Genomic DNA, 12,654 nt, shown 5'->3' on the forward strand with positions numbered 1-12,654 from the left:
GTGGCTAAATTTCAGGTTGCCGTTGCGGTTTAACCCGCCATCAAGGGGGAAAGCCGCGACCGGGCAACCTGATGGGTTCCCTGCATTCAATCTATTCCCCGCCTTCAATGCATGATGGCCTGATGACGGCGGTTTTCCAGGCCGACCAGCGCGTTTTGGGCTGCCATATCAAGCCGTTGACGGGAAATCATGTCTTCGACGACAAACACTTTAATCAAATCAACCAGGTGTGCTGCCTGGCCACTCAGGCTATCTGTCGCCGTGGCCGATTCCTGTACCAGGGCGGCGTTCTGATGCGTGACCTGATCAAGCTGGGCAACGGCGGTGTTGATTTGTGAAATCCCCAGTTGCTGTTCACTGGTTGAGATGCTGATTTCATTGATCAACTGCGCAACCTGACGGGTTTGCTCCAGAATATCCTCCATGGTGCTGCCCGCATGGGTGACGAGATCGGCACCCGAGGCAATTTTTTGCACACTGGCGGTGATCAGGGTTTTGATGTCGTGTGCGGCACTGGCGGAGTGCTGTGCCAGCGATCGCACTTCGCTTGCAACCACCGCAAACCCTTTGCCCTCTTCACCGGCACGAGCGGCTTCCACACCGGCGTTCAACGCCAGAATGTTGGTTTGAAAGGCAATGCTGTCAATGAGTTGAATGATATCGACGATTCTCTGCGAGCTGCTGCTGATGTCGTTCATCATGGTAACAACATGATGAAAGACTTCGTTGCCGTTTTGCGCCGTCCGGGTGGCGGTATTGGCCAGTTCCGTGACGTGTTTGACGATTTCCACATTATGACTGACCGCATTACTGATTTGCTCCATCGAGGCGGCAGTTTGTTGCAGACTGGCGGCTTGTTCCTCGGTGCGCTGGCTTAAATCGCTGGTGCCGCTGGCGATTTCACTTGAGCCCAGGGCGATGGATTGGCTGCTCTGGCGTACCTGATCGACGATGTGGCACAGGTTTTGGCGCATCACCTCAATGGCGGCCAGCACGCTGTGGGTGTCGTTTTCTTTGAGCGCGATGTTGATGGCCAGGTTGCCTTGTGCAATTTGCTGTGCGATATACGCCGCTTCAGCCGGTTCACCACCGAGTTTGCCTTTGACCTGTCGGGTAATAAACCAGGCAATGAGGCTGCCCAGCACCAGCGCCATGATGGTTAGCATAAACATGATATTGCCGGAGTCACCGGCCAGATCGACCGAACCGGCAGCTAACTCATTGGTCTTATTCTTCTGATAAATAATGATGTCGTCGATTGCTTCCATAAGCTTAACTTGTGCTGGTTTAAAGTCGTTGAGGATCACGCTTTTGGCTTCTTCAGTGCGATTAGCTAGGCCAAGATCAATCACTTTTTTCAGCGCGGCGATGGCGGCTGGCCGTGCATCTTCCAGCGCTTTTAATAGCGTTTTCGCTTCGGATGAGACTGTGACGGCGCTGTAGCGCTGAAGCAGGGCTGTACTGCTGGCAACCGCCTCATCAATCCGCTGTTTTTCCGCCTGCTTCTGTACAGGGTCAGATGACAACACTAAATCGCGTGCAGCGTTAGTCACGGTCATGATGTTGCTTTGATAGGTCTCCATCATGATAAGTTTAGGCACGCGATTATCAGATAACTCTTTGATATTGCCGGTTAACTGCCAAAGCTGTATGCGGCCGAATCCGGCAACGATAAAGCCAATAAGAATGACAATGGCGAAGCTGGAGCCCAGCATGGTGCTCAATTTCATATTATTAAATTTGTTCATAAAATCCCCTGCCTGTGTGATGCAACGGTCTGAGCCAGAATGAAAAGGTGTATGACGTCAGCGCAACGGAGTGCAGATGCCGGTATACCCGTTAACGTTCACCCTGTTTTTTATATCAGCCTCGGCCGAGGCTGGCTTTTTCACAGAGAACACCGCCCCGAAGCCACTATTTATGGAATGGCTCTGAGAGTAAGAAATAAGGTGTTGTCCGTGATAAAAAACACGGTCACATACTTGCTGCCACGCTTGTTGAATAAGCGCTTACTGGTGTTTGGCCATCACATGCGTGATTACACGATGGAAGGCAAAAAATGTGGGGATCAGCGTAGGGTGTCATCCTGATGGATGCCGTTAGGCGGGATTTTCTTCCGTGATGCTTGTCTCTTCGGCTGACAATTTAACTATGTGTGGAGAATGGCGATTTGTCTAATCGGGAGAGAAAAAGAGCGCAGAGGGAACGTCAAATACCGATAATAAAGTGATAAAATTATCTTTATTTATTTGATTTTAAATCATAAATATTTTTATACGGTCAGGTGCGCCCTGCCTCTTTCGACGGCAGGGCGCGTGAGGCTTAGAAGGTTTCCCAGTCGCCATGATGGGCGCGCCCGCCTGCCAGTGCCACCTTGGCCGGGGCCAGCTTCGGCGCGGTTTTGCGGCTGGCGGGGGCTGCCGTTTTACGGGCGACGGGCTGTGATGCCGGTGCTACCGTGGCCTGCCCGATGTTAAACACGCTCATCAATTCAACCAGTTTCGCGGCCTGATCGTTCAGGCTGTCTGCGGCACTGGCTGATTCTTCCACCAGCGCGGCATTTTGCTGGGTCACGCTGTCGAGCTGGGTAATGGCTTGATTAATTTGTGCAATACCCGATTCCTGTTCCTGGGTCGTGACGCCGATTTCGCCAATCAGGTTAGCGACGTGCTGGGCCTGAGTGACGATATCACTCATGGTTTCACCGGCGTGGGAAACCAGCTGTGAACCGCTTTCCACTTTCTCCATGCTGGTGGTAATCAGTTCTTTAATTTCACGCGCTGCCGAGGCCGAGCGCTGGGCCAGCGAGCGCACTTCCCCTGCAACGACCGCAAAACCACGGCCTTGTTCGCCTGCCCGTGCTGCTTCTACCGCCGCGTTGAGCGCCAGAATGTTGGTCTGAAACGCGATGCCGTCAATGACGGTGATGATATCGCCAATCTTGCGCGAACTGGTGCTGATATCGCCCATCGTGTTAATGACATCACGTACCACATCATTGCCTTTGGCGGCGGTCTGGCTGGCGGTGCCCGCAAGCTGGGCCGCTTCACGTACGGTATCGCCATTTTGCCGGATGGTTTGGCTGATTTGCTCCATGGAAGCGGCTGTTTCCTGCACGCTGGCGGCCTGTTCCTCAGTGCGACGGCTCAGGTCGTTGCTGCCGATGGCAATTTCACTCGAGCCGGTCGAGATGGAGGCGCTGCTGTCATGCACCTGCTGCACCATGTTACTCAGTCCGACACGCATTTCGTTCATAGCAGCAAGCAGGCTGGTGTCATCGCCCGGGCGGAGTTCCACATGGATAGCCAGATTGCCTGCGGAAATTTGCCTTGCGATATCAGAGGCATAAGCCGGTTCGCCGCCAAGTAAGCCTTTAATTCTGCGGGTAATCAACCAGGCAATCGCCACGCCGAGTACGGTTGAGGTTACGGTGAGTACCAGCATTAACAGCCCGGAGGCTTGTGCTGACTGGCTGGCTTCATCTGCTGAATTCTGGGTATCGCCCTTCTGGTAGATCACCATGTTGTTGATGGCTTTAAAATAAGCCTCCTGAGCAGGCCTCACCTCGTTCATAATGGTGTTTTTGGCCTCATCCAGCTTATTATCCTGGCTCAGCGCAATGGCTTTTTGTGTGGCGGCGAGGCTGGCCGGGCGCGCCTGATTAATTCCATCGAATAGCGCTTTTTCTTTACTGGTGTGGGCTAATTCATCCAGACGTTTGAGAATTTCGCTATTGCGCGTAATGGTTTTGGTAATCTGTTGTTTCTCTTGCGTGACCTGATCGGGTGTGGTGAATAATGTCAGGTTGCGAACGGAGATGGCGATAACATTTAAATTATCTTTCAGCTCTTGAATGAGCAATAAACCTTCTATTTGGTCATTTGCCAAATTATTTATATTGTTACTTTGCTGGCGTAACTGAAATTGGCCATAGGTGGAGACAAAAAAGCTAATAATCAATACGATGGCGAAACCTGTGCCGAGCATGGTGGCCAGTTTCATGTTTTTGAGAATGTTCATGTCTTATCCTCTAAAGGCTGTGTTAATTCGATGACTCATCATGCTGATGGCATAAAAGGCTGCGTGTATCAAAATCAGATAACAACAATCATTCAGGCGCAATCACTTAATGTAAGCGGTGGGGTTGCCTGCGATTTCACGATTAATATAATCGATGAGTCTTGGTTATATCTTAAGACGTGATAATTTATCGCTGGTCGGTTATTTATTTTTAATAACTCTGGTTATTTCCCGGGAATAAATGAGATGGTAATTTAAATAACAATTTTCTGCGTGATTATCGATTTAATGATGATGTGTATTTTTTCCATTGATTAAAAATATTGTTATCACTCTGTATTGGTGTGGTCGTCACATTGTTGCAGCGAGATCGCCGCGCATGGCATGGCGAACCGCCAGAATTTTCTGCCACGATATATTTTATATTTCACCTTAATATCATGGCGTTATGTGACATGCGAACAGAATTGAGCGGTTCGTGTCTGTGCGTGGTCTAAAGAGGTCGGCAGGATTGCCGTTATGTTTCAATGTGTGTCAGAAAAATTCTGCCGGATGGCGAGCGCTAATGCCTGCGGCTTGATTTTCGCTGATGGAACCTGACAGGTATCGCACAGGACTTCGAATGACTTCTCCTCTTTCTTTCAACCGGTCTGCTACGGGGATCGCCGTACAGAATACCCGAGCCGATAGCGACTCCCGCCCGGCTCCCGCCAGCACAGACACCGAGACGTCTGAGCCGCCGTCACTCACGTCTGTGATGGTGCAATTCAGCAACGAGGTGCGTAAACAGTTTGATGCTGCGATGCGCGCCAACATGAATCAGCTTAATAACGCCAGGCAAGATCTGGCTCGCTCGCGTGTTGAACAAATCAAGCAACGTATCCAGATGCTGAAGATGATGGTGATGTCTCTGGCCGGGCAGTCGGTGCCTCCTGGCCTGCTGAGCGAGATCCGCCAGTTGGCCAGAGAGCTGGGGCAGGCCGCGAAAACATTGAGCGAGGGCAGTGGTAGCGGCGCGGCTGGCGGGGGTGTTGCGGGCATGAGCGGAGGGGAAAATGCGTCTGGCGTGATGCAAGGTGCGACCTCGGCGCAGGCTGGCGCGACGGCACCGGGGGCGAGCGCGTCTGCTGAATCCGGTAGTGAAGGGGAGCAGGCCGCTGATACCGCCTCGGCGGCAAAAGGCGAGGGTGACGCGCTGGCGCAGGCCGCGGAGCAATTGCAGAACATCGTGGCGGCATTTACTGAACGGGATAATGGCTCATCGCAGCATCGGGCGGATGCGAAATCGGTACAGGAAGCGGTTCGTGAGCTGAAATCGCTGGTTGCGATGGTGAAAAACGCGAGTAAACACGGCGACCAGCAAGCCCATAAGACGATTCAGGAGATAGACCGGGCAATCGCGGATACCGAGAAGACCGTTCAGTCGATGGACATGACAGCCGGCGGAGCGGATATCCGCGTTGATGCGGCGGCGGGGTCTGTGGGTCATGTTTCGATAGATGTGCAGGTGTGAGTCAGGCGCGCAGCGTGGCTACGCGCCAGTGTAACGCGACGGGCGCAAGCGCTAGCGTGATGCCAGGGCCAGGCGCAACGCGCTGTTGTCCTCAGCAAAGTGATGAGGCTGGTGCGTATGGCTGGCGAGCACGAACATGTTCATCAACTGCAACATATGGCTGGCCTGAGCGTTCAGGCTGTCGGCGGCATTGGCGGATTGTTCCACCAGCGCCGCGTTTTGCTGAGTGACCCGGTCAAGCTGGCTGATGGCGTTGTGAATCTGGCCGATGCCGGATTCCTGCTCGGTTGTCGTTACGCCAATTTCCCGAATGAGCTCAGCAACGTGGTGTGCCTGAGTGACGATATCGGTCATGGTATTACCGGCGTTACCGACCAGTTGCGCGCCGCTTTCCACTTTTTCCATGCTTTCAGTGATCAGTGCTTTGATCTCCCGAGCTGCCGAGGCCGAGCGCTGGGCCAGCGAACGGACTTCCCCGGCAACCACGGCAAACCCCCGGCCTTGCTCACCGGCGCGGGCGGCTTCTACCGCCGCATTCAGTGCCAGAATATTGGTCTGAAACGCAATGCCGTCAATAACGCTGATGATATCGCCGATTTTGCGCGAACTGGTGGTGATGTCTGCCATGGTACGAATCACATCGCTCACCACGTCATTGCCTTTGGCGGCGGTGGTGCTGGCAGCGCTGGCAAGCTGGGCGGCTTCGCGCACGGTATCGCCATTCTGCCGGATGGTCTGGCTGATTTGCTCCATGGAGGCCGCCGTTTGTTGCAGGCTGGCGGCCTGCTGTTCGGTACGGCTGCTTAAATCGGCATTGCCGCTGGCAATTTGCTGTGAACCGGAGGCGATGGATTCGCTGCTCTGGCGCACCTGGCTGACAATTTGCCCCAGGCTGTCACACATCACCTGCATCGAGGACAGCAGGCTCTGGTTGTCGTGGCGTGCCCGTGCCACCTCAACGGCCAGATTACCCTGTGCCACCTGTTGGGCGATGTGTGCGGCATATTGCGACTCTCCTCCCAACTGGCGGCGGATATAACGGCTCAGGTAGCTTGCCGTAGCGATGCCGATAATGCTGCTTATCAGTGCCAGTGTCAGCATCAGCCAGCCCGATTGCGTGGCCTGCCGTTCGGCATGATGGGTCATGGCCAGCGTCTGTGATGACTGGTAGTCAATCATCTTCTCCAGTGTGATAAAAATCCCTTCCTGTGCTTTTTGCAGGTCAGCCACGATGATGTTGCGCGCCTGCACCGGATGCCCTTCCATCCCGGCGTCAACCGCATTTTTCATGGCTTCGTTATAGGCGGGGCGGAACTGCTCTAGTTGCTGGAGAAACGTTTGCATTTCCGGGGCATTATCAGCCTGCCTGAGCTGCGTTATCAGCCGGGTCATGCTGCCATTCACCGATTCCAGTTGCTGGCGCTCTTGCTCGCGCTGTGTTTTATCGTTCAATAACGCGATATTACGTACCCGGCGAGCGGCGTCGTTGACGTGATCTTTGACTTTCTCCAGTTGCAACAGCATGACCACATGGGATGTTGAAAGTAACTGCATGGAGGTACTGAGTCGGCTTAACTGGAACTGGCCGAACAGCGCAATCAGAAAACCAATTACTATCACCCATGCGAAACCGGCATTCAGCCGGGTGGAAAGTCGAACGTTCCTGAAAAGAGCCATATGTCCCCCTAAGCGGTTGAGGTAATGATCCCGATGGCATAAATCCGTTATGCATTTATTGGCGGTACGCTCGTCATGCATCGTCATGTGTGATGGCAGCCGAGTGGTGTTAGCGAATTCTGCGGGGTCATCAGCACCCGCGCGATTCACTGTCGGGCAACCTCTTCGCGGGCTCGCCCTCTTGTGGGGGACAGGCAGGTTGTGTGCATCAGTCCCGACACTGCGGTTGTGCACCACGCGACATACAGCACATAGCGATACCGCATTACGTTAACGATCAATCAGATGTTAACTGACTGATGTATGCTTTCCGGCGCGTGTATTCATCGTATACCTGGCCGGGAAATTCACGATCCAGGTTATAAATAACCAAAATAGTGCGGGTTGAGTAATAGGTATTCGCTATGTCAAGGGATAGCAGGAGAGGGGCAGCGGTGCAGAGCCCCACAGCCACCGCCGAAAGACGGCGACTGTGGGGGTAACGCGTTGACTAGAACTGTTCCCAGTTATTGCTGCTGCTGGTGGCCAGTGCGAGTTTGGGCGCGGCCGGTCTTTTCGCCGTTGAGGCGGGCTGGGAGGGCAACGATGAGAAATCATTACCGGCGTGTTTAATCTTGAACATGCTCATCAATTCCACCAGCCGCACGGCCTGATCGCTCAGGCTATCCGCGGCACTGGCGGATTCTTCTACCAGCGCGGCGTTTTGCTGTGTCACCTGGTCAAGCTGGTTGACGGCATCATTAATTTGCGAGATACCCGAGCCTTGTTCATGGGTGGTGACGCCAATTTCCCCTATCAGGTCGGCTACCCGGCGTGCCTGACGCACCAGTTCATTAATGGTTGTACCCGCTTCGTCTACCAGCATGGAGCCGGTTTCCACTTTCTCCACGCTGGTATTGATAAGCTCTTTAATTTCTTTGGCCGCGGAGGCTGAGCGCTGGGCCAACGAGCGCACTTCTCCGGCAACCACGGCAAACCCCCGGCCCTGCTCACCGGCGCGTGCGGCTTCCACCGCCGCATTCAGTGCCAGAATATTGGTCTGAAACGCAATGCCGTCAATGACGCCAATAATATCGCTGATTTTGTGCGAACTGCTGGAGATCTCCTCCATGGTGCGCACAATGTTGTTGACCGCATCACCGCCTTTGGCCGCGGTGGCGCTGGCAGATTGCGCCAGTTCGGTCGCGGTTTTGACGGTATCCCCGTTCAGGCGAATGGTCTGGCTCATTTGCTCCATTGAGGCCGCAGTCTGCTGCAAGCTGGCGGCCTGCTCTTCGGTGCGCTGACTCAAATCGGTACTGCCTGCGGCAATTTCACCGGCACCGGTGGCGATGGACTCGCTGCTCTGGCGCACCTGACTGACGATTTGCTCGAGCTTCGCCCGCATTTCGTTCATCGCGGCCAGCACGCTATGACGGTCGCCTGTCTGCAATTCAACGGGGAAAGAGAGATGACCATCGGCAATCTGCTGGGCCACGGTGGCCGCATAGGCCGGTTCACCGCCCAATTGACCTTTGACGGTACGAGTAATCAGCCATGCGGTCAGTGCGCCGAGCACCGCGGCCACCAGCGCCAGTGCCAGCATGATAGTGCCGTTTGAACGGGCGTCCTGCATGGAGCTGCTCACCACGTTCATGGTGACTGTTTTCTGGAAATCGAGCATGTTGTCGAGCGCTTTGAACACGCCATTTTGTGCCGTTTGCATCTCGTTGAGAATCAACTCACGGGCCTGATTACGCTGCTCTGAGTCGGCTGACATGCCAAGGGCGACGGCTTTATTGAACGCTTGCAGGTAGGCCGGGCGAGCCAGTGTCAACTGGTTGAGCTGATCGCGCGTTTCCGGGGTGTCCAGCCGTTCTGATAACTGCTTGAGTACCTCGGTGTTACGGGCAATTTGCCGGTCTATCTGCTGTTTTTCGCTGGCAATACGCCCGACGTCGTTACTGAGTGCGATGTTACGAACCAGGCGGGAGTTGGTATCGAAGCCGGTCTTGGCCTCTTGAATGAGCATCATGTTCGTGAGGGTCGTACCGGAAAGATGGTCGATGTCGTCTCCGAGGCCTAATAACTGGAGCCGGCCAAATGTTGCGACCAGCAGGCCAATCACGATAACCAGAGCGAATCCGGCACTTAGCATGGTGCCCAGTTTCATTTTCTTTAGCGCGTTCATAGATTTCCTTAACGTCGTGTATTCCATGCGTTCATTCGAGACCTCGTCCAAGAGGTAAAGTAGTTCTATCTGTTTATAATTTGAGTTAATTCTGTTTCTTGTGAATATTTATTGGGGTTGTTCGATAAATCTCCTGTGAATGATTTTTCGTTGCAGAACATATAGAGTGATAATGGTTTTATGAAAACAGATAACATGACGATATAAAATATTTCATTAACCAGAATCGGTGCCTCAAATAATAAACACGATAATTTTGATGGAATAGGTTAAGTATTATGTGGTTATTTTTCAAATATAATGTGCTTACCGTCAAATAAAAAGGTTTTTGTCGGCGACGGGCATGGGCCGTGCCTGCCGCGAGGGGGGGTCCTGTAGCGTACAGGGCAATATCAGATAAATCAGTGCGGTAGTGCTGATTTTTACACATCAGAATAACGCGATATACCACCGGTTAAAAATGCCATAAGCCTTGAAAAATGTGTGGCGGAGCGCGCATTTTTCTCTCGGATATTCCTTAGAGACAGACTAACGCACATGACTATATTGAGAGGGTATTATTTTAATCGCGGAATATAAGCACGTTACTCCCGAGGATAATTTCTGTTTTTTTCAGGGTGATCACCGTGTGAAAATATATGCTGTGTCACAGACTCTTTTTTCATTTATGGTTTTAGGTCGTGTTATATCGCCTTACCAACGGTGTTGAGTGCTGACTGAACGCAGCGCCGTTATCTCCTTTCGCGGTTATGCCCTTTTTTATATTGCAGCTCTGCTGCCAATTAACCCGCTGAAAAGAAAAAGAATAATGATTTTTTCCATGGCTGCGTGGCTCAGGTGGTGAAGGCTATCGTCTGCCGGTGTCATCTGGCTGTCATGATGCAGTTATTTTTCTGTCATCCGAGCATGTCATGTTACCTGCCGAACATAAAATGCGCTTTTTCGCTCAAATATACGCGCCCAAGCCTAACACTATCTCAGGAGACAGCATGTTTCAGCACGCTATCCGTAAAACCGCCGCCATTGTCATTATGGCGTTAGCCGCCAGCGCTCAGGCACAGGCGGTTACCGAAATTCCGTTCTGGCATTCGATGGAAGGTGAACTGGGTAAGACCGTTAACTCTCTGGCTGACCGTTTCAACCAGACGCACAGCGATGTCAAAATTGTGCCGGTATATAAAGGCAACTATGAGCAGAGCCTGGCGGCGGGTATCGCGGCGTTTCGTAGCGGCAATGCGCCAGCCATTTTGCAGGTGTACGAAGTCGGTACGGCGACCATGATGTCCAGCAAGGCGATTAAACCGGTCTATCAGGTGTTTAAAGACGCGGGCATCCCGTATGACGAGAGCGTGTTTGTTCCAACGGTTTCCGGCTATTACTCTGATGCGAAAACCGGCCACCTGTTGTCACAGCCGTTTAATAGCTCGACGCCGGTGATGTACTACAACAAAGATGCGTTCAAAAAAGCGGGTCTTGACCCGGAGCAGCCGCCGAAAACCTGGCAACAGATGGCCGAGTACACCGCCAAACTGCGTGCGTCGGGTATGAAGTGCGGCTACGCCAGCGGCTGGCAGGGCTGGATTCAGATTGAAAACTTCAGCGCCTGGCATGGCCTGCCGATCGCCAGTAAAAACAACGGCTTCGACGGCCTTGATGCGGTGCTGGAGTTCAATAAACCGGTTCAGATCAAGCATATTCAGATGCTGGAAGAGATGAACAAGAAGGGTGATTTCACCTATTTTGGCCGTAAAGATGAACCGACCGAGAAGTTCTATAACGGTGATTGCGCCATAACCACCGCCTCATCCGGCTCGCTGGCCAATATCCGTCAGTACGCCAAATTCAATTACGGCGTGGCCATGATGCCGTATGACGCCGAGGTGCAAGGTGCGCCGCAAAACGCCATTATCGGCGGGGCCAGCCTGTGGGTGATGAGCGGCAAAGATGCCGCGACCTACAAAGGGGTGGCAGAGTTCATGCAATTCCTGTCTGCGCCGGAAATTGCTGCCGAATGGCACCAGAAGACCGGTTATCTGCCTATCACCACGGCGGCTTATGAGCTGACCAAACAGCAGGGCTTCTATGACAAAAACCCCGGTTCTGATATCGCCACGCGCCAGATGCTGAACAAAGCGCCGCTGCCGTTTACCAAGGGGCTACGTCTGGGCAATATGCCGCAGATCCGCACCATCGTGGACGAAGAGCTGGAAAGTGTCTGGACGGGTAAGAAGACCCCGCAGCAAGCGCTGGATACAGCGGTTGAGCGTGGTAATGCGCTGCTGCGTCGCTTCGAGCAAGCCAACAAGTAATCGCCTTGCGGGCCGAAAGGATTCGGCCTCTCCTGTCAGAACCCTGTTTTCCGAGAACGATGTGCATGACTGCTTCCCGTCCTGTTTTTGGCCGCAGCCTGTTGCCCTACCTGTTGGTGCTGCCGCAACTGGCTATCACGATCATTTTCTTTATCTGGCCTGCCGGGCAGGCGCTCTGGTATTCACTGCAAAGCGTTGATCCCTTCGGCTTGTCCAGTCAGTTTGTCGGGCTGGATAACTTTATCAATCTGTTCCACGACGGTTACTACCTCGGCTCGTTTTATACCACGCTGCTGTTCAGCGTGCTGGTGGCGACCTCCGGGTTGCTGGTGTCACTGTTTCTGGCAGCCCTGGTGGATTACACCCTGCGTTTTAGCCGCCTGTACCAGACGTTGCTGATTTTGCCCTACGCCGTCGCGCCCGCCGTGGCAGCGGTGCTGTGGATGTTTCTGTTCAACCCCGGCCTTGGGCTGATTACCTGGCTGTTGCATCAGTGGGGCTACGACTGGAACCACGCTCAGCACAGCGGTCAGGCGATGTTTCTGGTGGTGCTGGCCTCGGTGTGGAAGCAAATTAGCTACAATTTTCTGTTTTTTCTCGCTGCGTTGCAGTCCATTCCCCGCTCACTGGTGGAAGCGGCGGCAATTGACGGTGCCGGGCCGGTGCGCCGTTTTTTCAATCTGGTGCTGCCGCTGATTTCGCCGGTGAGCTTCTTCCTGCTGGTGGTTAACCTGACTTACGCCTTCTTTGATACCTTCCCGGTGATTGACGCTGCCACCGGCGGCGGGCCAGTGCAGGCGACGACCACGTTGATCTACAAAATCTATCGCGAAGGGTTTGCCGGTCTTGATCTCTCCAGTTCGGCGGCGCAGTCGGTGGTGCTGATGCTGGTGGTGACGGTGTTGACGGTTATCCAGTTCCGTTTTGTCGAGCGTAAGGTGAATTACCAATGACCCGATTTGCAA

At 53.4% G+C, this 12,654-nt stretch carries 7 protein-coding genes; 3 read left to right on the plus strand and 4 right to left on the minus strand.

Features of this window, described 5'->3' with window-relative positions; genetic code table 11:
* Positions 1-104 precede the first annotated feature (104 nt).
* Together DAQ1742_RS00565 and DAQ1742_RS00570 are read right to left on the minus strand one after the other, a co-directional pair.
* Positions 105-1,748 (minus strand): methyl-accepting chemotaxis protein, encoded by a 1,644-nt coding sequence (locus DAQ1742_RS00565; RefSeq protein ID WP_035345071.1) that lies wholly within the window; start codon positions 1,746-1,748, stop codon positions 105-107.
* 574 nt (positions 1,749-2,322) lie between these two features.
* On the minus strand, positions 2,323-4,020 hold the full coding sequence (locus tag DAQ1742_RS00570) for a methyl-accepting chemotaxis protein (RefSeq protein ID WP_035345068.1): 1,698 nt from the start codon (positions 4,018-4,020) through the stop codon (positions 2,323-2,325).
* A 622-nt stretch (positions 4,021-4,642) separates the two neighbouring features.
* On the opposite strand from DAQ1742_RS00570, the gene DAQ1742_RS00575 reads away from it, so the two are divergent.
* Positions 4,643-5,533 carry a hypothetical protein gene (locus DAQ1742_RS00575; protein ID WP_035345066.1) on the plus strand — a complete coding sequence of 297 codons (891 nt, stop codon included), beginning with the start codon at positions 4,643-4,645 and terminating at the stop codon, positions 5,531-5,533.
* Positions 5,534-5,584: 51 nt separating this feature from the next.
* Here the strand turns inward: DAQ1742_RS00575 and DAQ1742_RS00580 are convergent, their stop codons facing one another.
* Positions 5,585-7,210: a methyl-accepting chemotaxis protein gene (locus tag DAQ1742_RS00580; protein WP_067487387.1), complete on the minus strand. Its 1,626-nt coding sequence runs from the start codon at positions 7,208-7,210 to the stop codon at positions 5,585-5,587.
* A 490-nt stretch (positions 7,211-7,700) separates the two neighbouring features.
* Positions 7,701-9,380, minus strand: coding sequence for a methyl-accepting chemotaxis protein (locus DAQ1742_RS00585; RefSeq protein WP_035345061.1), 1,680 nt, complete (start codon positions 9,378-9,380; stop codon positions 7,701-7,703).
* A 989-nt stretch (positions 9,381-10,369) separates the two neighbouring features.
* Between DAQ1742_RS00585 and ugpB the strand changes: the two genes are divergently transcribed.
* Together ugpB and ugpA are read left to right on the plus strand one after the other, a co-directional pair.
* Positions 10,370-11,689: a sn-glycerol-3-phosphate ABC transporter substrate-binding protein UgpB gene (gene ugpB, locus DAQ1742_RS00590; protein ID WP_067487384.1), complete on the plus strand. Its 1,320-nt coding sequence runs from the start codon at positions 10,370-10,372 to the stop codon at positions 11,687-11,689.
* 65 nt (positions 11,690-11,754) lie between these two features.
* Positions 11,755-12,642, plus strand: a complete 888-nt coding sequence (gene ugpA, locus DAQ1742_RS00595) for a sn-glycerol-3-phosphate ABC transporter permease UgpA (protein WP_035345053.1) — start codon at positions 11,755-11,757, stop codon at positions 12,640-12,642.
* Positions 12,643-12,654: the final 12 nt, after the last annotated feature.

It is taken from the genome of Dickeya aquatica (assembly GCF_900095885.1).
GTDB classification, from domain to species: Bacteria; Pseudomonadota; Gammaproteobacteria; order Enterobacterales; family Enterobacteriaceae; genus Dickeya; species Dickeya aquatica.